The organism is Methylobacterium sp. P1-11, assembly GCF_008329595.1.
Lineage (GTDB): Bacteria > Pseudomonadota > Alphaproteobacteria > Rhizobiales > Beijerinckiaceae > Methylobacterium.
On record NZ_NPKS01000021.1, the window covers coordinates 1 to 19,632 of the forward strand.

The following is a 19,632-nucleotide window of genomic DNA, read 5'->3' on the forward strand; positions in this document are numbered from 1 at the left end:
CGCGATGATCCTGCTGCATCTGGAAGCTGTCCCGGAGGAGAGCGCGGAGGAGCGCAGGCTCAATGAGGGCTGGCGTCACCGCTTCCACTCGGGGCGACGATAGGCAAGATCCAGCTCTGACGGAACAGCCCTGACGGCCAGAGCCTTCGGCCAATGACCTCCCATGTCTGCAATGGCGCTTGTCAGCCGCCGTTCACTGGCTCGGCTTGTTCGCAAGAACCTATCGTTTTGTTGGATTCAGGTCTCCGGAGCGATCATTACACTTGAAGTCTTTATCGGCAAAATCTCGCCACCGCTTCCTTCGGGAACCGGAAAAGGGGGAAACCTCGCGCTGAGGATTTGACTTGCGCCTCGTCGTGTTATTCAGGGGCGATCCAGCCATCCACAAGCACCATCTTCGATGGCGCGGTGTCTAGAGGCTGTGATGAACCTGTGGCGAGTTGAGCGGCCTGCCTGAGCATGAGGCTGACGAAAGCGACGAGGTGCAGGTCTGCCAGGGTGATGGCATAGTGCTCGTAATCTTTGACAAGCCTGCGGAAACGGGTGGCCCAGGCGAAAGAACGCTCCACGACCCAACGGCATGGGAGAAGCACGAGGCCGCGATTGGCCTCGGGCAGCTTCACCACCTCCAGTTCGACGCCGTGCTCGCGGGCTGCCGCGGCCGGCTTCTCACCGGTGTAGCCCTGATCGACGAAGGCGACCTCGACACTCTCACCGGTCGCCGCCTGCACGGCCTCTGCCAGCCGGCCCACCTGTGCCCGATCATCGGCATCGGCGGAGGTGACGTGCAGCGCCAGGAGGTGGCCGAGCATGTCCACCGCCATGTGCAGCTTCGAGCCCTTCTTGTGCTTGGCCCCATCGTAGCCGGCCCGCTCGCCGCTCTCGGGAGAAGAACGTAAGGTTCGGCTGTCGAGCACGGCCGCCCTCGGCTCCGGCGCCCGACCCGAGGCGCAGCACCGCGCGTAGATTTTCGGCCAGTTGCTCGAAACAGCCGGCTGCTAGCCAGCGCTGGGCCTGCTGATACACGGCAAACCAGGGCGGCAGGCCGTGAGGCATCAGCCGCCACGGGCAGCCGCTCCAGACAACGTATCGCAGCCCGTTGAAGACCTCGCGCAAGGCATGCTCACGCTGACCGGCATCCTCGCGCAGCAGTGTCAGGTAGGGCGCGACCAGAGCCCACGCCTCATCGGAAACGTCGGACGGATACGGCTTGCGGGCAGGGCTCATCTCCACTCATCTGAGCATCGGCCCCAACCAGGTCTATAACAGCCTCTAGCATCCGGAAGGCCGGCAGCGAGTTCGCGCGCCATGGCAGGCGGGGTTGCTTGGTCATGCTCGCCGACCAGCACCAGAACGGGGACGCGGACCTCGGATCGCTGTTTGGGCGCACTGCGGCCGGCCGGTCCAGGCCGATCGCGGCCTGTCCGCTTCGAGACCTGGGTCATCGGCAAGCGGACGGCCGCCGCGGCTCAGGTGAAGGCCTTGAGGCGTCCCTGACCGGTCAGTGGCTCGAACAAATACGGAGGACTGCTCACCGTGGCGCAGCGGTGCTTCGGATGACAGTTGAAGGGCAAGCCAAGCTCAGATTCGCCACGCCCCCGATCATTTTTACGGTTTGCGGCGGTTGGCTGAAGCAGGGAGCGCCATTCAGGCGCGCGTGCGCACGGTAGCCGAACGCTCCGTCGGCTTGAGGCGGGCGCGCCAAACGGAGCGCTCGACAAGACCGCCGATCACGCCCGCCAGAATTTCGGCGACAGCCTCGCTGCCGCGGGCATTCAGCGTTCGTTGGGAGACCACCACCGAGAGCCTCCAGGATGGCGTTGGATCGACGATCGGTATCGCGACCATCTCGCCACCCTCGATTTCCGCAGCCAAGGCGAAATGCGGCATGACGGTCGCGAAGGCCTGAGCGCGCACGAGCTCCGCGATCGCGGGCAGGCTCTCGCAGTCCGTTGCCGTCGGTGTGACATCGTGGCGGGCCGCGAGCTGTTCGATCACGGTGCGCAGCACGTTCGGGCGGCCCGGGAGTACAACCGGAAGCGCTTGGTTGAAGACCTGCCGGAATGAGATCTGGCGGCGGGCGGCGAGCGGATGAGCCGCCGGCACAATGAACATCAGGTCTTCGACCATCATCTCGGTCCAAGCCACGTGCTCGAAGGCTTTGTGGTCGTAGAGCAGGGCGACGTCGAGTCGGCCCGACTGGATCCACTCGTCGAGCGTGCCGCTCATTGCTTCGACGACGTGCAGGGTGATGTTCGGCAGCGCGTCCGAGATCGCCCGGTACAGCGGCAGCGACAGACCCCGGCAGGCCGAAGTCGGCAGCCCGACCGAGATGCGTCCGCTCGGGCTCGTCGCCTGGGAGCGCACGACCTCCTTCGCACGCTCGACCTCCTGCAGGATGCGCCGCGCGTGCTCGTAGAACTTGAGCCCGAGTTCCGTCGGCGTGACTCCGCGGGCATGTCGAAACAGCAGATCGACACCGAGTTCCTCCTCAAGGTTGAGCATCTGCTGGCTAAGCGAGGGCTGCGCGATTCGCAGCACCTCGGCAGCCCGCGAGACGTTCCCGCTCTCTGCGATCTGCGCGAAATACCGAAGCTGACGGAGATCCATGGCGATCCTACCGGGGACGTTCGCCAGGATCCGCGGAACACCACGGTGATGTCAAACTGCTCTCGACCTGGGCAATCTGCGCAAGCTATGTGCACCGCGCCAAAATTTCGTTTTGCAATGCAAGGGTTTGGCAAACTGATACCAGCCGCATCTCAGCCTATGATCCATGCTCATAGGAATTTCCAATAGCTCGTATCGGAAATTTGTCTTTGATGTCTGCTGTATTCGTTGCGTAGCCTGACGCTCGTCGACCGAGGATCGGAACCGAGCCCGGATCATCATCAGGAAATCGGAGTCCATTCATGGATGCGCGCAAGTATTTGCGCGGCCTATTCCTGGCTGCGCCTTTTGCTATCACGATTCCTGGTACGGCACTGGCTCAGCAAGAGCCCTGCATCGGTAACTCCGCCGCGATCACTGGCCCAGCGGCGTTCGGTGGCCAAGCAATCAAGATGGGGGCCGAGATCGCCATCGACGAGATCAACGCGAAGGGCGGCGTACTCGGCAAGCCGCTGCGCTTCGTCCAGTACGACGACGCCGGCGCCCCGCCGCGGGGCATCGACAACACACGGCGCATCGCGCTTGCCGACAAGTGCGTGGTAATCCTCGGCGGCTATCACTCCACTGTCTCGGTGGCGCAGGTCGAACCGGTGCACGCCATCGGGATTCCCTTCGTCGGCGTACTCGCCGCCAACACCCAGGCGATCGAGAACGGCCGCAGCCCGAACTACATGTTCCGGGTCTCCGCCAAGGACAAATGGGTCGCCCGCTTCCTCGTCGAGCAGGCCGCCAAGGTCTCGAAGACTGGTAAGATCGCCTTCTTCTACGAGAACACCGGCTGGGGCAACGGCGCGGTTCCTGACGTGAAGGCGGCCATCGCCAAGGGCGGCAAAGAGCTCGTCGCCGTCGAGACCTTCAACTGGAACGACCAGGACATGACCGCGCAGGCGATCCGCGCGCGGGATGCCGGTGCCGACGTCGCCCTGTTCTGGGCCCTTGACCGCGAGGGCAACCAGCTCGTCCGCTCGATGGACAAGGTCGGGTTCAAGCCCACCATCATCGGCGCCTGGGGCATCGCCGGCAATCTCGGCGAGCTCGCCGGCCCGCTCGCCAACGGCGTCGAGGTCGTGCAGACCTACAGCTTCATGGGCGACCTCGACCCCAAGGGCCAGGCGCTCTGGCAGAAGATCCAGGCGAAGTACGGCCTGAAGGATCCGGCGCAGATCAAGATGGGCTCCGGAATCGCCAATGCCTACGACGCCGTCCACATCGTGGCGCAGGCGATCGAGAAGGCCGGCGCCTACGACTGGAAGAAGGTCCGCGAGGCGCTCTATCAGGTCAAGTACGACGGCCTCGTCGCCAAGTACGACCCCGCCTTCGACGCCTCCGACCCCGAGCGCCAGGACGCGATCCTGCCGAGCTACTACAAGCTGACCGTCTGGTCCGACGGCAAGCTGCTGCCGATCGCGCAGACCCCGTACGGCAAGACGAACTGAAGGCGCGCGCGCCTCTCGCTCCTTCCCCAGCGGGAGGGGCCGGGGCGGTTCGTCCGGATCCCCCCTCACCGGGCCGGACCGCCCCGACTCCGCTGAACGACCCGCCCGCCTCGCATCGGGAGCCCCCGCGGCAGCCATGACGACCGCCCTGCAATACACCCTTTCGGGCCTCGCGATCGGAGGCATCTACGCCCTGGTCGCGCTCGGCTTCCACATCATGTGGTCGGCCGCCAAGGCCGTGAACTTCGCCCACGGCGACACTCTGATGATCGGCGCGGTGCTCGCGGTGATGGGCGTCGATGCCGGCCTGCCGCTGCCGCTCGCCTGCCTCCTGGCGATCCTGGCCGGGGCCCTGTTCGGCGTTGTGCTGGAGCGCTTCGCGGTGCGTCCCTTCATCGGCGCCAACGCCTCGATCGGCTGGATGCTGACCACCATCGCGGTCGGGATCATGGCGGAATCGCTCGCCACCATGCAGTTCGGCGGCTTCTCCCGCCCGCTGCCGTCGCCCGGCGTCGCCGGCCCCATCTCGATCTTCGGCGCAGGCGTCTACCCGCAGGAACTCGTCATCCCGGCGGTCGCGGTGCTGGCGATGGTGGGGCTCCACGTGATGCAGCGGCGAACCCTGGTCGGGCGCGCGATGCAGGCGGTGGCCTACAACCGGCAGGCGGCGGCCCTGATGGGCATCGACGTCGATCGGATCGTGATGTTCTCCTTCGGTCTCGCCGCCATGTTCGGGGCAGGCGCAGGCGTACTCGTCGCACCCGTGATCCAGGCCTCGGCCAGCATGGGCGTGCTGCTCGGGCTGAAGGGCTTCGCGGTCGCCATCATCGGCGGCATCACCAGCGGGCCGGGCGTCGTCCTGGCCGGCCTCGCCTTCGGGGTCATGGAGAAGTTCGTCGAGGGCTACGTCTCGACGGCGGCGCGCGAGATCGTCGGCTTCAGCGCCATGATCCTCGTGCTCCTCGCCTTCCCTCAGGGCCTGTTCGGCCGCCGGGAGATCTTCAAGGTATGAAGGCCCTCCACATCCTCGGCTTCGCGCTGCTCGCGGCCATCCTCGTCGTCGTGCCGCTCACCTCCGGCAACGAGTACGAACTGCGCCTGTTCATGCTGTTCCTGATCTACGGCGTTATCGCGGTCGGCCTGAACGTCCTCGTCGGCCTCACCGGCCTCGTCTCCCTGGGGCAGGCGGGTCTGTTCGCGCTCGGCGCCTATACCGGCGCGATCCTGGCGATCCGGTTCGGCCTCGACCTCGTGCTCGCAAGCGTCGGCGCGGCAGTCGTCGCCGGCCTCTTCGGCGCGGCTCTCGCCTATCCGAGCGTGCGGGTGCGGGGCGTCTATCTCGCCGTGGTGACGATCGCCTTCGGCCTCATCGTCGAGAACGTCGCCATCGAGTGGCAGAGCCTCACCGGCGGGACCACGGGGCTCACCGGCATCCCCGGCCCGAACCTCTTCGGGTACCCGCTCTCGGGCTACACCTTCTACGCGGTGCTCGCGGTCACGCTCTTCCTCGCCACGCTGGCGACGCACAATCTGAAACACTCGGGCTACGGCCGCGCCATGCTGGCGGTCGCCCAGAGCGAGACGGCCGCGCGCAGCCTCGGCATCGGCGCCACGGGGATCCGCACGCTCGCCTTCGCCGTCGCGGCGGTCACGGCGGGAATCGCCGGCAGCTTCTACGCCTTCCTGAACGCCTATATCTCGCCCGACATCTTCACCTTCGCCGATTCCGTCCGCTTCCTGCTGATGGTGATCTTAGGGGGAGCGGCCTCGACCTTCGGCCCCGTGCTCGGGGCCTTCATCCTGACCTATCTGCCGGAAGTGCTGCAGCGCTTCGCCGAGTGGCAGAAATTCGCCTACGGCGCCCTGCTCCTCGCGGTGATGTTTGGTCTCCCCGGCGGCGTTCTGGGTACGCTTGGCAGCCTTTACGCTCGCCTACGCCCCGGCCCGCGCGGCGTCGATCCGGCCGAGGGTACCCCCGTCGCCGAGATCATGGCGGCCCGCGAGCCCGCGAGCCTGGAGACCGACCGCCTGACCGTTCGCTTCGGCGGGCTCACGGCCCTGGACGCCGCGAGCATCCGGGTCGCCCCGGGCGAGATCCATGCCCTGATCGGACCGAACGGGGCCGGCAAGTCGACCTTCGTCAACACGATCTCGGGCTTCTACCGGCCGAGCGAAGGAGGCGTGCACCTCGACGGGACCGACCTCGTCGGCTGCAAGGTCCACGGCATCGCGCGGCTCGGCCTCGCCCGCACCTTCCAGAACACCGAGCTGTTCGGTCAGATGACGGTTCTGGAAAACGTCATGGTGGGTGGCTTCCACCATCTCGGCTACAGCCTGCCCAGCGCGATCCTGCGCACGCCCCGCTTCCGCCGTGAGGAGGCCGCCTGCCGCGCTGCCGCGATCGGCCTCCTCGACTTCGTCGGCCTCAACGACGCGGCCAACGAGCAGGCACGCTTCCTGCCCTTCGGCCACCAGCGCCGCCTGGAGATCGCCCGGGCGCTGGCCACGCGTCCGCGCCTGCTGCTCCTCGACGAACCCGCCGCCGGACTGACAACGCACGAGATCGACGAGCTGGAGGCGATGATCCGGAAGATTGCCGGGCTCGGCGTCTCGGTGCTGCTCATCGAGCATCACGTCGACCTTATCATGGCTGTGGCCGACACCGTGACAGTGCTCGACTATGGCCAGATCATCGCGAGCGACCGGCCGGAGGCGGTGCAGGCCGACCCGCGGGTGATCGAGGCCTATTTCGGCGGTCCCTCCGCCATCCTCGACGAGGAGGCCGCCTGATGACCGATACTCCCCTTCTGGTGGTCGAGGACTTGGAGGTCCGCTACGGCGCGGTGACGGCACTCCGCGGTGCGAGCCTGACCGTACGACGCGGTCAGTTGGTTGCCGTGATCGGCAACAACGGCGCCGGCAAGACGTCCCTGATGCGCGGCCTCACCGGGCTCGTGCGCCCGAGCGCCGGGCGCGTCCTGTTCAAAGGCGAGGAGGTCACGCGGCTTCCCGCCCATGCGAAGGTGGCCCGCGGACTCGCGATGGTGCCGGAGGGGCGGCTCATCTTCCCGGACCAGACGGTCGAGGACAACCTCATCCTGGGCGCCTATGCCCACGGGGGGCTGAAGACCAAGCGCTCGAGGGAGGCCCTGGAGCGTTCACTCGCCCTGTTCCCGCGCTTGCGCGAGCGCGTTCGCCAAACCGCCGGAAGCATGTCGGGCGGCGAACAGCAGATGCTCGCCATAGCCCGCGGGCTGATGGCCGAGCCCGACCTCCTCGTCATCGACGAACTTTCGCTCGGCCTCGCTCCCCGGGTCGTCGAGCAGTTGATCGGCGTCCTGCGCGAGCTCAACCGGCAGGGCCTCACCATTCTTCTCGTCGAGCAGCTCGCATCCTACGCGCTGGCCATCGCCGACCACGCCTACGTGGTGGCGCAAGGGCGCGTGGTGCGGGACGGCCCGAGCAGGCTTCTCGCCCGCGACCCGGAGGTCATGGAGACCTTCCTCGGCAAGAAGAAAGCCGCCTGAGAACGGCACCTCCGAAGACCCGATCCGACGCGGCACCGGGCGGCGCCGCGAACGGTCTCCCATGCCCGACAAGGAACCGTCATGCCCCAGCGCGTCGTCGACCTGAGCCTCCTGATCGAGGACAACATGCCGGCCCACAAGCTCTTCCAGCGGCCGGTGCTCACCACCCATCTCAGCCACGAGAGCTCGGCCGCCCTCGGACTCGGCGTCCCCGGCGACGCGATGACGTTCCAGACCAACTTCATCGCGATGCTCGATCACGTCGGCACCCACGTTGACGCGTTCCTTCACGTCAACCCGAACGGACAGCCCGTCGACGAGATGCCGCTCGAGATGTTCATGGGCAAGGCCGTGTGCTTCGACCTGCGCCACATCCCCGACCTCGGCGACATCACGGTCGCCGACATGGAGGCGGCCGAGGCCAAGAGCGGCGTGACGGTCGACGGTCACATCGTCCTGCTCTGCACCGGCTTCCATGCCCGCAACTACCCGGGCCCCGACTCGGTCTGGAAGAACCCGCTGCTCACCGCGGAGGCGACCAGGTGGCTGCACGCGCGCGGCTCGAAGATGCAGGGCGTCGAGGGGCCCTCCACCGACAAGCCGAGCGACAACATCTTCGCCCAGCACCGCCTCTGCCGCGACCTCGGCATGAGCCACTGGGAATGGCTGGTGAACCTCGAGGAACTCGTGGGCAAGGGCGAGGTGCAGTTCTTCGGCGTGCCACTGAAGTTCAAGGGCGGCTCCGGCTCGCCGGTGCGTGCCTTCGCCATCGTCAACGACTGATGCGACCGCGGCGCCCCCAGGGCGCCGCACCGCGATCTCCGGAGAGTGGGCGATGACGAGCGACCTGGACTTCATGACCGCGCTGGAATTGCGGGGTTTGATCGCGAGCCGGTCGGTCTCGCCCGTGGAACTCACGGAGCTCTCCCTGGCGCGTGCGGAGGCGAGCCAGGGAACGCTGAACGCCTTCTCCCATCTCATGCCCGAGGAGGCCCGGTCCGCGGCCCGCCGGGCCGAGGAAGCCGTGATGCGAGGGGGCCCGCTGGGGCTGCTCCACGGCCTGCCGGCCTCGGTGAAGGACCTGATCGCGGTGGGCGGTCAGCCCTACGCCTCAGGTTCGCGGGCCATGATGGGCAACATCGCCGCCGCCGACGCCCCCTCGGTCGAGAGACTGCGCGCGGAAGGCGCCATCATCATCGGCAAGACCACGACGAGCGAGTTCGGGGCCAAACCTGTGGGTGACTCGCCGCTCACAGGGATCACGCGCCATCCCTGGGACCTTACAAAGACCCCGGGCGGATCGAGCGCCGGCGCGGCCGCATCGGTGGCGGCTGGGATCACGCCCTTCGCTCTGGGCACGGACGGCGGGGGCTCCCTGCGCATTCCGGCGGCGCTGACGGGCCTCGTCGGCCTCAAGGCGCAGTTCGGGCGCGTTCCGGTCTGGCCGACTTCGGCGACACCGACACTCGCCCATGTCGGCTCCGTCGCGCGCAATGTGGCCGATGCCGCGTTGATGACGTTGGCGGTTGCAGGCCACGATCCCCGTGATCCCTTCGCAGTGGCCGGGCCCGTGCCCGACCTTCTGGGCGCGGCGAAGGCTTCCGTCGCCGGACTCCGGGTCGCCTGGAGCGCGACGCTCGGCTACGCAAGGCCCAACCCCGACGTCGCCGCCGTTGCCCGTGCGGCGGCGATGGCGTTGGCAGACCAGGGCGCGATCGTGGAGGAGGTCGACGAGGTCTTCGAGTCCGATCCGGCCGATCTCTGGACCGCCGAGTTCTATGCCGGCATCGGCACACGCCTGCGTAGCGTTCTCGAAGCACGACGCGACCTCCTTGACCCGGCAGTCGCGGATGTGCTCGACGCCGCCCTCGCCCAGGAGATGCGCGCCTACTACGAGACGGTCTTCGCGCGCTACGCGTTGCGGGACCGGATGGTTAGCTTCTTCACCGGCTACGACGTCCTTCTGTCGCCGACACTGCCGATCTCCTCCCTGGAAGCAGGCCGGAACATTCCCGAAGGTCTGGAAGACCGCAGCCTCGTCTCCTGGGCCTTCTACACCTATCCTTTCAACCTAACGGGCCAGCCCGCAGCCTCCGTCTGCGCGGGACTAGCATCGGACGGCATGCCGGTCGGTCTCCAGATCGTCGGCCGCAGCCTCGGCGAGATCGACGTGGTGCGAGCGGCTGCGGCGGTCGAGAGAACGCAGCCGCAGGGCTATAATCTTCGGCCGTTTACAGGACAGTGAAGAGCAGCTGCGGTGGGGATGGCCGGAGGCAGGCTCCTGCTCCGGCGAAGTTGTCCTGAGCGGCGTTGCTGTCGCGACCCTCTACGAGGGCCGCCAGCGCGGCATGCCGGCATGGCGCGGCAAAATCCCGGACGAGCAGATGTGGCAGCTCGCGGCCTACGTGAAATCGCTGAGCCAGCCGGGCGGCATCGCGCCCCCGCTGTGACCGCCCGATCGAACGCAGGCGGGCCCCAAATCATACGCGACCGCCTTCAGGGGCGCGACGCTCATCTCGATTAATGAACCGCTCCCGATCCAGATGACCGAGATGGGCGCGCAGCCTTCACGTCCGATCCTTCTCGCATCGGCGGTCAGGCGTGACATAGTCTGGCCGAAAGCGGAAGGACCGCTTCGGAGAAGGCCGGCGTGAAAAGCGGACAGACTCCTACCGACCCAACCCGGTCTGTGGGTTGCCGACGACACCGCTGGAAGCAGCCGTTCGAAAGCGCTGACCAGGACCAGCTTCGCGTGCCCATTCCGGTTTGACGACTGCCGCTATCTCATCGACAGCCGTCGATGATGGCTCGGGGCGATCACTTCTTCAAAGCGAGGACGACACCTCCGAGCGTCAGCGCCATAGACACCATCTCGCGCGCGCCCAGGGGCTCACCGACCAGGAGGGCAGCCGAGCCCGACCTGCCAAGCGGTCAGCGCGAACGGGGGCACCGCCCAGGCGGCTCCGTTGAGAACGGCGCCCAACGCGAACAGCATCGCGGCGGCAAGCGCGAAGCCGATGCCAGGAAGATTCTCGGCTCTGAGCGCCCCTCCGCCGGCACCGAGCAGAACACCGATACCGGAGAGACCAAGCGCGAGCGCAACGAAGCCCCGCACCGTCGGGCGACTGCCGATGAGCGCCCAGGCGAACAAGGTGGCCCAGATCGGCATCGAGTAGACCAGCAGGGCCGCCTCGCCGACGGTGATCCAGCGCAGGCACAGGGCCGAGAAGCCCATCCAAGCGAAGACGTTGGTAAGGCGGCCATCGCCAACCGGGCCCGAGCCCCGTGGGGCACGGCGAGATGCTCGCCGCGCACGAGCGCTAGGGCGGCGAGCAGCATCGCCGCCGTCACTCCCGCCAAGCCCCGCCCGAACAGCGGGGGTCAGCTTTGCAGGACGACCTTCATCGCCAGCCATCCCAGCCCCCAACCGAGCGCGGTAACAAGTAGCGCCGCAACGCCCAACGCGCGGTTCGGTTCTGCGGATGACATCGCTTGCTGACGTAGAGGGCGGCGCATGGAACGCGTCCGAAGACCGTCTCTGAGGCTTCTTGCATTTAATAATCAACCGGTCTATTTCTAAATCATGCAGCTCGATACCTCCTCTGTTGTCACGGTACGCAAGCGGGGCCGGCCGCCCAGGCCCGATCCGGCCTACGGCACGTCGCGGGCGGCTTTGATCCGGGTGGGTGTCGCGCTGCTATCGGAGAAGGGATACTCGGCAACCGGTCTTGAAGAGGTTCTGCGCAGCGCCGGTGTGCCGAAGGGTTCGTTCTACCACTACTTCGCGAGCAAGGATGTTTTCGGCGCCGAACTGATCGAGGCGTACGCAGCCTACTTCGCGCGCAAGCTCGACCGCTGGTTGCTTGATGGGAGTACGGCTCCAATCCAGCGCATCAGGAATTTCGTCGCGGATGCGAAGGCCGGCATGGCACGCTACGAATTCCGCCGCGGCTGCGTCATCGGCAATCTCGGGCAGGAGATGAGCGCTCTGCCGGAGATCTTCCGGGACCGCCTGCATGGCGTGCTCCTCGACTGGCAGGCACGGACGGAGCGCTGCTTCCTAGACGCCCAAGCGGCCGGCGAGATCGCCGCGGATGCCGATTGCGCGGCGCTGGCGGCGTTTTTCTGGATCGGCTGGGAAGGCGCGGTCCTACGCGCCAAGCTCGAGCGCAGCCCCGAGCCGCTTGACCTGTTCGCGACGCAATTCCTGACCTGTCTGGCGCGCTGAGCGCCCCACGGAGTGCCCCGGATGTTCAAGGCGATCCTGATTGAGAAGGATGAGACGGGCTACCGCGCCAGCCTGCGTGAGATCGACGAGGCGCAGCTGCCCGAGGGCGACGTCACCGTGGACGTTGCCTACTCGACGCTGAACTACAAGGACGGGCTGGCGATCACTGGCAAGGGCCCGGTCGTGCGCAAGTTTCCGATGGTGCCGGGCATCGACATCGTCGGCACCGTCCGCGAGTCTCGCCACTGCGACCACAAGGCCGGCGACCGCGTCGTCCTCAACGGCTGGGGCGTCGGCGAGACCCACTGGGGTGGGCTGGCACAGGTCGCGCGCCTGAGGGGCGACTGGCTGGTGCCGCTGCCCGAGGCGCTCACACCACGCCAGGCGATGGCGATCGGCACCGCCGGCTACACGGCGATGCTGTGCGTGATCGCCCTGGAGCGCCATGGGGTCACACCGGACAAGGGCGAGGTCGTGGTCACCGGCGCGGCCGGCGGCGTTGGCAGCACGGCGATCGCCCTCCTGTCGCGCCTCGGCTACACGGTCGTGGCAGTCAGCGGGCGTCCCGAAGAAGCGGACTACCTACGCGGTCTCGGGGCGGCCGAGATCCTCGACCGCGCGACATTCTCGGAACCGGGCAAGCCGCTCGCCCGGGAGCGCTGGGCCGGAGCCGTCGATGTGGTCGGCAGCCATACGCTCGCCAACGTCTGTGCCGCCATGAAGTACCGGGGCGTCGTCACGGCCTGCGGGCTGGCACAGGGCATGGACCTGCCGGCGAGCGTGGCTCCCTTCATCCTGCGTGGCGTCAGCCTGATCGGCATCGACAGCGTGATGTGCCCGCGGCCCGAGCGGATCGAGGCCTGGAACCGGCTGGTCCGCGACCTCGATCCGGCCAAGCTCGACGCGATCACCGACGAGATCGGCCTGACGGACGTCGTGACGACCGCGGAGCGCCTGATGGCTGGCCGGGTGCGCGGCCGCGTCGTCGTCGACGTGAATCGCTAGGCGTTCGCGCGGCCGTTCAACGGCGGAGCGGATGGGATGCGTGCGAGGAAGATCTGGGTGCGATGACGTAACGACGAACGCGGCACCGCCGCCGGACTGACAAGAACAATCGCAGTCCGCTCACAACACTGGAGGAACGACCATGAAGGGTGTCTTCGCGCTCGCGATGCTGGCCGGCAGCCTGTCCGCCGCGCAGGCCGACCCGCTGCCGACCTTCCGCATCGGCGTGCTGAACGATCAGTCCGGCCTCTACGCTGACATCGCCGGGCCGGGCTCCGTCGAGGCCGCGCGCATGGCCGTCGAAGACTTTAAGCCGGACGCTGAAGGCTTCCGCGTCGAAGTTCTCTCGGCCGATCACCAGAACAAGCCCGATATCGGCGCGGCCATCGTGCGACGCTGGTTCGACGTCGACCGGGTCGACGCGATCGTGGACGTGCCGACCTCGTCGGTGGCCCTGGCCGTGTCGAACATCGCGAGCGAGAAAGACAAGGCGTTCCTGATCACCAGCGCCGGCTCCTCGGATCTGACCGGAAAGAATTGCACCCGCACGAACGTCCACTGGACCTACGACACCTGGGCCCTCGGCAACAGCACGGCGCGCGCCGTGATCAAGCAGGGCGGAAAATCCTGGTACTTCCTCACGACGGATTACGCGTTCGGTCACGCCCTGGAGCGTGACGCCACCGAAGCTGTGACGAAGGCCGGCGGCAAGCCCCTCGGGCACGTCCTGGCTCCGTTCCAGAGCACCGACTTCTCCTCCTACCTGCTCCAGGCCCAGGGTAGCGGGGCGCAGGTGGTCGCGCTCGCCAATTCCGGTGGCGACACGATCAACGCCATCAAGCAGGCCTCCGAGTTCGGCCTCACCGACGGCGGCCAGAAGCTCGTCGCGCTCCTCGCCTTCATCTCGGACATCCACTCGGTCGGCCTGAAGGTCGCCCACGGCCTCACCCTGACCGAGGCGTTCTACTGGGACCTCAACGACGGCACGCGGGCCTGGGCGAAGCGGTTCGCAGCGCGCAACGGAGGTCGTTACCCGACGATGAACCAGGCGGGCACCTACGCGGCGACGCTGCACTGGATGAAGGCGATCGCTGCCCTCGACAAGGACAAGGCACATCGTGGCACCGATGTCGTGGCGCAGATGAAGGTAATGCGCACCGACGACCCGCTGTTCGGCCACGGCTCGATCCGCGCGGACGGACGAACCATCCACGACCTCTACCTGTTCCAGGTCAAGGACTCTTCGGAATCCAAAGGACCGTACGACTACTACAAGCTCGTCGACACCATCCCGGGCGACCAGGCGTTCCGGCCCATGGCCGACGGCGGCTGCCCCCTCGTGGCTCACACGGCCGCGAAGTGAGGCGGCATGGACAGGGCCTTCCCTAACGCGGGCGGCGCGACCGTCGCCGCCAAGCGGGCGGCGATCGGACTGCTGCTCCTGAGCGAGGTGGCGGCCATGGCGACGTGGTTCGCCACCACGGCTTCGATCGGCGCGATCCGCACGCACTGGACGCTGAGCCCGTTTCAGGAGGCCCTGCTCACCAACAGCGTGCAGGCTGGCTTCGTCGCCGGCACCCTGGTCAGCGCGTTGCTGGGGTTGGCTGATCGGTTCGACCTGCGCCGGCTGTTCTGCGGCTGCGCCGTCACCGCCGGCCTCGCCAACCTCCTGATGCTGGCCTTCGCGCCGACCTCGCCGATGGTGCCGCTGCTGCGCTTCGTGACGGGAGCTTGCATGGCCGGGGTCTACCCGGTCGGCATGAAGATCGCCGCGACCTGGGCGGTGGGCGACTTAGGGTTGCTGATCGGCCTGCTCGTGGGTGCGCTCACCCTCGGCTCGGCCCTGCCGCATCTCGTGGCGGCGTTCGGCCAGCTCGACTGGCACCTGCCGGTGCTCGGTGCGGCGCTGGGCGCGCTCCTGTCGGCGGCCCTGATCCGCTTCGTGCAGCTCGGGCCGATCCGGTCGGAAGCCCCTCCCCTGCGCCTGGAGAACGCCCTGGAAGCGTGGCGCAACCGCGGCGTGCGCTTGGCCAATCTCGGCTATCTGGGCCACATGTGGGAACTCTACGCCATGTGGGCTTGGATCGGCGCCTTCATGGCTGCGAGCTTCCGGGAACGCTACGGCAACGCCCCGCCGTTCCCGCCGGAACTGGCCGCCTTCGCGGTGGTCGCCGCGGGCGCGTTCGGCGCCATGGTGGGCGGCTGGGCCGCGGACCGGTTCGGGCGCACCCTGGTCACCGGTGCCTCGATGCTCGCCAGCGGCTGCTGCGCCATCGCGGTGGGATTCCTGTTCGGCGGACCCGCCTGGGCCGTGCTGTCGGTGGGCTTGCTTTGGGGTGTTGCGGTGATCGCGGATTCGGCCCAGTTCTCCGCGGCGGTGAGCGAGCTCAGCGACCGTCGCCTGATCGGCACGATGCTGACGGTGCAGACCTGCATGGGCTTCCTGCTGACGCTCGTCAGCATCCAGCTTATCGCCTTCGCGGGGACGTATCTCGGTTGGCGCTTCGCCTTCGCGCTGCTCGCCATCGGGCCGTTCCTGGGACTCGCCTCGATGCTGCGGCTGCGGCGCCTGCCCGAGGCCAAGCGACTGGCTGGGGGACGCAAGTGACAGCGAGGCGCCCGTGACTGCGAGGAGAAAGCCGCCCGTGGCCTTCACGACGATCACCTACGAGACGCTCGCGTCCGTCGCGCGGATCACCCTCAACCGCCCGGAGCGGACCAACGCGATCAGCGCGACCATGCTCGACGAACTCGCGCGGGCGATGGACGCGGCCGAGGCCGACGCCGATGTGCGCGCCGTGATCGTGCGCGGGGCCGGCACGGCCTTCTCGTCGGGCTTCGACCTGAAGGACCAGATGGCGCTGCGCCCGGAAGGCGTGAGCCAGTGGCGCCCGATCCTGCGCAAGGATTTCGACGTGCCGATGCGCTTCTGGCACTGTCCGAAGCCGACCATCGCGGCGGTGCGCGGCCCCTGCCTCGCCGGCGCCTGCGAGCTGGCGCTGGCCTGCGACGTTACCGTGGCGGCCGAGGACGCCTTCTTCGGCGAGCCGGAGCTGAAATTCGGGGCCGGAATCGTGGTGATGATCCTGCCCTGGATCGTCGGTCCGAAGATCGCCAAGGAGATCATCCTCACGGGCGAGGACCGCATCCCGGCGCGACGCGCCTACGAGATCGGCATGGTCAATCGGGTCGTGCCGGTCCCCGACCTCGACGCGCACGCTCTGCACCTCGCCCGGCACATCGCCGCGATCGACCCGAATCTCGTCAAGGAGACGAAGCGGGCCATCAACCGGTCGATCGAGGCGCGCGGCATGCTGGAGGCCTTGGAGACGGCCCTCGACATCGACCTGCTGATCGAGGGCGAGGGCTCGCCGGACAAGCGAGCCTTCATGGACATCGCCCGCGCGCAGGGCCTGAAGGCGGCGCTGGCCTGGCGCGACAGCCGCTTTCCGGGAGCCGGATCATGACCGGGGCGCTGGCGGAGATCCTGCGCGCGGGACTCGCGCGCCCGGGCAGCCGGGTGGACGAGAGTTCCGGCCTGGGGATGTCGGGACACGAACTCGACGCGCACGCGGATCTGGTCGCGGGCCTGCTGCGCGAGGCCGGCGTGCGTCCACACGAGCCCGTGCACGTGGCCATCGGCAACCGGGCCCTCGATCTCGGGACTTTGCTCGGCCTCTGGCGGGTGGGCGCTGTCGCGGTGCCCGTGCATCGGGCCGCCGCACCGCTCACCCGCGGGGCGATCGAGCAGGCGACGCGCGCCCGCTTCCGGATCGACGGACTCGGCCTCAACAGGATCGCGGAGGCGCCGCCGCCGGAGCGGCCCCTCCTGGAGGGGGCGGCCCTCGTGGTCTTCACCTCGGGCAGCACCGGCGCGCCCAAGGGCGTGGTGCTCGGGCACGACGCCTTGGGGCGCAAGCTCGCGATCCTCGACCGGCTGCTGGGCTTCCGCCCCGACGACGTCGTCGTGGTCCCGCTCCAGCTGACCTTCATCTTCGGGATCTGGGCGAGCCTGCTGGCGATCCGGTCCGGGGCAACCCTCGCTCTCGTGCAGAAGTTCACGCCGGCGACGCTGGCTGGCCTGCTCGCCGCGGAGGCGACGGTGCTGGCCGCGGTCCCCACCATGCTGCGGGCCCTGCTGGCCGACGGCGCCCCGCCGGCCCCCCGACTGCGGGCGGTACTGACCGGCGGCGAGGCACTCAACCCATCCCTGGCCCGGACGGTCTGCAGCGGATGGCCCACGGCCGAACTCGTCGATCTGTACGGCTCGACCGAGACCGGATCCTGCGATTTCTGCCACCGTCCGCGGGATGCCGCGGAGGCCGGGTCGATCGGCGTGCCGACCGAGGGCGTCTCGTTCCTCATCGTCCGGGACGACGGCGCGCCCGCGCGTCCGGGCGAGACCGGCGAGCTGCGGATCCGCACCGCCTGCGGTATGCTGGGCTATCTCGACGGCGCCGAGCTGACCCGCCTTGCCCTGGAGGCGGACCATTTCCGGACGGGGGATCTCGCGCGCCTGCGCCCGGACGGCCAGGTCGAGCTCGTCGGTCGCTCGAAGGAGATCATCGCTCGCGGGGGCAACAAGATCGCGCCGCTCGAGATCGAGAACGCCCTGTGCACGCACCCGGACATCGCGGCCGCGCTGTGCGCCGGCGTGCCGGACGCGCGCCTCGGCGAGGCGATCCACGCGGTCGTCGTGCTGAGGCCCGGCCTTGCGCTCTCGGCGGATGAGCTCCGGCGCTGGGCGTCGGCCCATCTCGAGCGCTACAAGGTGCCTGACGTGATCGTCTTCAGCGACACGCTGCCGGCGGGTGCGACCGGCAAGGCCAGCCGGGCGATGGTTAGCACGCTCACGCTGGTCCGCGCGGAGACGGCATCGGCCGGCCTGCGAGGCGCGCCGGCGGGCTCCTGAGACGAGGCGACGGAAGTGGCGCCGGTCCGCCCCGTTCCGATCGGTGTCGATCGATCGGCTTTAACCAGGCGCGTCCGCGAAGGTGCTCGACGCCGCGGCGAGGTCCGTGAGCAGGCTCGGGATCGATGTCGCGGCGTCCGCCGCGTAGACCGCGTGGAACTCCACCAGCGGGCCCTCCGGACAGGTCTCCAGGACCCGGAGGGCGCCCGCCGTGATCTCCGAGCGATAGCATTGGACGGGAAGGAGGCTGACGCCCACGCCGGCCTGGGTCAGGGAGGCGACGGCGCCCATGCTGTTGCAGAGATCGACGACCCGCGGCGCGTCGCCCCGCTCGGCGAGCCAGTGCTCCACAGTGCGATGATGGAAGCTGTTCTTGCCGAGCGACAGGATGCGGATCGCCCGGAAGTCCGCGGGCTCGATCGTCCGGTCCGGAAGGTCGAGCCCGCAGCTCGCCATCCAGGCGAAGCGCACCCGCCCGAGGGAGCGCGTAGCGAGGTGCGTGTCGAAGCGCGTACCCGGCATCAACGCCAGATCAATCTCGCCGTTCGCCATGAGGGTCTGGAGGTCGGCCGTCAGGGCGACTTGCAGTTCCAGGGTCAGGCGCGGGTAGGCCCGATGGATTGAGTCCACGAAATGCGGAAGCCATGTCACCGCGACCATTTCGGCCACGCCGAGCCGGACGAGACCGGACAGGGCGTCGCCGCTGCCGACCCGCATCCGGATCTCGCCGCACGCCGTGATGGCGCGCTCGGCATAGACCTGCAATTCCCGGCCCTTGGCGGTCAGCCGGACGCGGCGCTGCGAGCGATCGAACAGCGAGACCCCGAGATCCTGCTCCAGTTCCTGGATGCGAGCCGAAATCGTCGACGGCGTTGCGTTCAACCGGTCCGCGGCGGCCGTGAAGCTTCCGCATCGCGCGATCTCGAGAAAGGTCTCGAGCTGTTTGATGTTCACGACCGAGCAGCCTTGATCACGGTGCAATCTCGTGGGGATCCGGAGGCATGGGGGACGCACCGGAGCAGGCGCGGCAACGCGATCCCAGTCCTGCAGAATATCTACCGGGCGTCAACAATGACGCGACGGTTCGATGTTTTCGAACGCACACCTGCGAAAGAATTCGCTTTTCTCGAGTCCGGCCGGCGCTATCGTGTCCTTACGTAGAAAAACGACCGCCGGCCTCAGAATACCGCTGCACCGCCCCCGCGATACGCCGCACGGACCACGGGATCGGCCGAATGCTGCGCGCGTCTCGACCGCAGGAAGGATGTGTTGTGATGATTCCACCCCGGAGCATATCGGGCGATCAGTTCAAATCGGTGATGCGGCGGTTCGCGGCTTCCGTGAATGTCATAACATCCGTCGACGGAGCCGTGATGAACGGCATGACCGCCACAGCCGTCTGCAGCGTTTCCGCCGATCCGCCGAGCCTTCTCGTCATCGTCAACAAGTCGAACCGCTCGCATCCGGTGATCAGTCGCTCCGGGACCTTCGCGGTCAACGTGCTGTCGAGTGACCAGGAGGAACTGGCCGGGCACTTCGCCGCCAAGAAGCCGGATCCGTTCGCCGACGTCGACTACCGGATCGGCCAGACCGGCTGTCCCCTGATCCGCGACGCCGACGCCACACTCGAATGCGCCGTCGTGCAGGAGACGGATTTCGGCACGCACACGATCTTCATCGGACGGATCGTGACCTGCGAGGTCGCGAGCAAGTCTCCGCTCCTCTACCATGCGGGCCGCTTCTGCCGGCTGGAAGACATGGCCCTGCACTACGCCTGACGGCAGCCCGACCCTCTCCCCAAGCAGCCGACCCGCCACGCCAGCGGGAATCGACCGGAGAGCCGCCTAAGCCAAC

Annotated in this window: 17 protein-coding genes and 1 pseudogene; 13 read left to right on the forward strand and 5 right to left on the reverse strand. The window is 67.9% G+C overall.

The features are described 5' to 3' along the window. Positions 1-425: 425 nt before the first annotated feature. The 3 genes and pseudogenes from CIW48_RS20515 to CIW48_RS20525 all read right to left on the reverse strand — a co-directional run. Positions 426-1,227 (reverse strand): annotated as a pseudogene (locus CIW48_RS20515) (IS5 family transposase); the annotation flags it as partial. Beyond that, on the reverse strand, positions 1,224-1,445 hold the full coding sequence (locus CIW48_RS34585; RefSeq protein WP_281407369.1) for an alpha/beta hydrolase: 222 nt from the start codon (positions 1,443-1,445) through the stop codon (positions 1,224-1,226). The gene CIW48_RS34585 and the pseudogene CIW48_RS20515, both read right to left, overlap by 4 nt. A gap of 202 nt (positions 1,446-1,647) precedes the next feature. Further along, entirely contained in the window at positions 1,648-2,610 is a 963-nt protein-coding gene (locus tag CIW48_RS20525) for a LysR substrate-binding domain-containing protein (protein WP_149312419.1), read from the reverse strand. 302 nt (positions 2,611-2,912) lie between these two features. On the opposite strand from CIW48_RS20525, the gene CIW48_RS20530 reads away from it, so the two are divergent. From CIW48_RS20530 to CIW48_RS20555, 6 genes are all read left to right on the forward strand, one after another. Beyond that, positions 2,913-4,106 carry an ABC transporter substrate-binding protein gene (locus CIW48_RS20530; RefSeq protein ID WP_149312420.1) on the forward strand — a complete coding sequence of 398 codons (1,194 nt, stop codon included), beginning with the start codon at positions 2,913-2,915 and terminating at the stop codon, positions 4,104-4,106. A 136-nt stretch (positions 4,107-4,242) separates the two neighbouring features. After that, entirely contained in the window at positions 4,243-5,118 is an 876-nt protein-coding gene (locus CIW48_RS20535; RefSeq protein WP_149312421.1) for a branched-chain amino acid ABC transporter permease, read from the forward strand. Continuing rightward, complete coding sequence (locus tag CIW48_RS20540) at positions 5,115-6,896, forward strand: branched-chain amino acid ABC transporter ATP-binding protein/permease (RefSeq protein ID WP_149312422.1); 1,782 nt, start codon at positions 5,115-5,117, stop codon at positions 6,894-6,896. Before CIW48_RS20535 ends, CIW48_RS20540 begins: the two co-directional genes overlap by 4 nt. Further along, positions 6,896-7,633, forward strand: a complete 738-nt coding sequence (locus tag CIW48_RS20545; protein WP_149312423.1) for an ABC transporter ATP-binding protein — start codon at positions 6,896-6,898, stop codon at positions 7,631-7,633. Before CIW48_RS20540 ends, CIW48_RS20545 begins: the two co-directional genes overlap by 1 nt. Positions 7,634-7,714: 81 nt before the next feature. Continuing rightward, entirely contained in the window at positions 7,715-8,416 is a 702-nt protein-coding gene (locus tag CIW48_RS20550; protein ID WP_149312424.1) for a cyclase family protein, read from the forward strand. A gap of 52 nt (positions 8,417-8,468) precedes the next feature. Next, the gene (locus CIW48_RS20555) at positions 8,469-9,878 is read left to right on the forward strand and encodes an amidase family protein (protein WP_149312425.1); all 1,410 of its coding nucleotides are present in this window, start codon (positions 8,469-8,471) and stop codon (positions 9,876-9,878) included. Positions 9,879-10,523: 645 nt separating this feature from the next. Here CIW48_RS20555 and CIW48_RS34135 read toward each other — a convergent pair. Next, positions 10,524-10,868 carry an EamA family transporter gene (locus tag CIW48_RS34135; RefSeq protein ID WP_246695343.1) on the reverse strand — a complete coding sequence of 115 codons (345 nt, stop codon included), beginning with the start codon at positions 10,866-10,868 and terminating at the stop codon, positions 10,524-10,526. 348 nt (positions 10,869-11,216) lie between these two features. Here CIW48_RS34135 and CIW48_RS20565 point away from each other — a divergent pair, with 348 nt between their 5' ends. From CIW48_RS20565 to CIW48_RS20590, 6 genes are all read left to right on the forward strand, one after another. After that, a complete protein-coding gene (locus tag CIW48_RS20565; protein WP_173009331.1) occupies positions 11,217-11,861 on the forward strand; it encodes a TetR/AcrR family transcriptional regulator in 645 nt (214 codons plus the stop codon). A gap of 21 nt (positions 11,862-11,882) precedes the next feature. Next, a complete protein-coding gene (locus CIW48_RS20570) occupies positions 11,883-12,866 on the forward strand; it encodes an MDR family oxidoreductase (RefSeq protein ID WP_149312426.1) in 984 nt (327 codons plus the stop codon). Positions 12,867-13,008: 142 nt separating this feature from the next. After that, entirely contained in the window at positions 13,009-14,229 is a 1,221-nt protein-coding gene (locus CIW48_RS20575) for an ABC transporter substrate-binding protein (protein ID WP_149312427.1), read from the forward strand. A 6-nt stretch (positions 14,230-14,235) separates the two neighbouring features. Then, positions 14,236-15,474 (forward strand): MFS transporter, encoded by a 1,239-nt coding sequence (locus CIW48_RS20580; protein ID WP_149312428.1) that lies wholly within the window; start codon positions 14,236-14,238, stop codon positions 15,472-15,474. Between the two features lie 37 nt (positions 15,475-15,511). Next, the gene (locus tag CIW48_RS20585; protein ID WP_149312429.1) at positions 15,512-16,333 is read left to right on the forward strand and encodes an enoyl-CoA hydratase-related protein; all 822 of its coding nucleotides are present in this window, start codon (positions 15,512-15,514) and stop codon (positions 16,331-16,333) included. Continuing rightward, positions 16,330-17,778 carry a fatty acid--CoA ligase family protein gene (locus tag CIW48_RS20590; protein WP_149312430.1) on the forward strand — a complete coding sequence of 483 codons (1,449 nt, stop codon included), beginning with the start codon at positions 16,330-16,332 and terminating at the stop codon, positions 17,776-17,778. The genes CIW48_RS20585 and CIW48_RS20590 overlap by 4 nt, the downstream gene beginning before the upstream one ends. Positions 17,779-17,838: 60 nt before the next feature. Here CIW48_RS20590 and CIW48_RS20595 read toward each other — a convergent pair whose 3' ends face one another. After that, positions 17,839-18,732 carry a LysR family transcriptional regulator gene (locus CIW48_RS20595; RefSeq protein WP_149312431.1) on the reverse strand — a complete coding sequence of 298 codons (894 nt, stop codon included), beginning with the start codon at positions 18,730-18,732 and terminating at the stop codon, positions 17,839-17,841. A gap of 365 nt (positions 18,733-19,097) precedes the next feature. Between CIW48_RS20595 and CIW48_RS33385 the strand changes: the two genes are divergently transcribed. Further along, on the forward strand, positions 19,098-19,556 hold the full coding sequence (locus tag CIW48_RS33385; protein WP_281407371.1) for a flavin reductase family protein: 459 nt from the start codon (positions 19,098-19,100) through the stop codon (positions 19,554-19,556). Positions 19,557-19,632 lie beyond the last annotated feature (76 nt).

Excerpts from the sequence above, each read along its gene's own strand:
- CIW48_RS34585 (WP_281407369.1), bottom strand. The coding sequence starts at position 1,445 with ATGACCCAGGTCTCGAAGCGGACAGGCCGCGATCGGCCTGGACCGGCC.
- CIW48_RS20525 (WP_149312419.1), bottom strand. The coding sequence starts at position 2,610 with ATGGATCTCCGTCAGCTTCGGTATTTCGCGCAGATCGCAGAGAGCGGG.
- CIW48_RS20530 (WP_149312420.1), top strand. The coding sequence starts at position 2,913 with ATGGATGCGCGCAAGTATTTGCGCGGCCTATTCCTGGCTGCGCCTTTT.
- CIW48_RS20535 (WP_149312421.1), top strand. The coding sequence starts at position 4,243 with ATGACGACCGCCCTGCAATACACCCTTTCGGGCCTCGCGATCGGAGGC.
- CIW48_RS20540 (WP_149312422.1), top strand. The coding sequence starts at position 5,115 with ATGAAGGCCCTCCACATCCTCGGCTTCGCGCTGCTCGCGGCCATCCTC.
- CIW48_RS20545 (WP_149312423.1), top strand. The coding sequence starts at position 6,896 with ATGACCGATACTCCCCTTCTGGTGGTCGAGGACTTGGAGGTCCGCTAC.
- CIW48_RS20550 (WP_149312424.1), top strand. The coding sequence starts at position 7,715 with ATGCCCCAGCGCGTCGTCGACCTGAGCCTCCTGATCGAGGACAACATG.
- CIW48_RS20555 (WP_149312425.1), top strand. The coding sequence starts at position 8,469 with ATGACGAGCGACCTGGACTTCATGACCGCGCTGGAATTGCGGGGTTTG.
- CIW48_RS34135 (WP_246695343.1), bottom strand. The coding sequence starts at position 10,868 with ATGGGCTTCTCGGCCCTGTGCCTGCGCTGGATCACCGTCGGCGAGGCG.
- CIW48_RS20565 (WP_173009331.1), top strand. The coding sequence starts at position 11,217 with ATGCAGCTCGATACCTCCTCTGTTGTCACGGTACGCAAGCGGGGCCGG.
- CIW48_RS20570 (WP_149312426.1), top strand. The coding sequence starts at position 11,883 with ATGTTCAAGGCGATCCTGATTGAGAAGGATGAGACGGGCTACCGCGCC.
- CIW48_RS20575 (WP_149312427.1), top strand. The coding sequence starts at position 13,009 with ATGAAGGGTGTCTTCGCGCTCGCGATGCTGGCCGGCAGCCTGTCCGCC.
- CIW48_RS20580 (WP_149312428.1), top strand. The coding sequence starts at position 14,236 with ATGGACAGGGCCTTCCCTAACGCGGGCGGCGCGACCGTCGCCGCCAAG.
- CIW48_RS20590 (WP_149312430.1), top strand. The coding sequence starts at position 16,330 with ATGACCGGGGCGCTGGCGGAGATCCTGCGCGCGGGACTCGCGCGCCCG.
- CIW48_RS33385 (WP_281407371.1), top strand. The coding sequence starts at position 19,098 with ATGCGGCGGTTCGCGGCTTCCGTGAATGTCATAACATCCGTCGACGGA.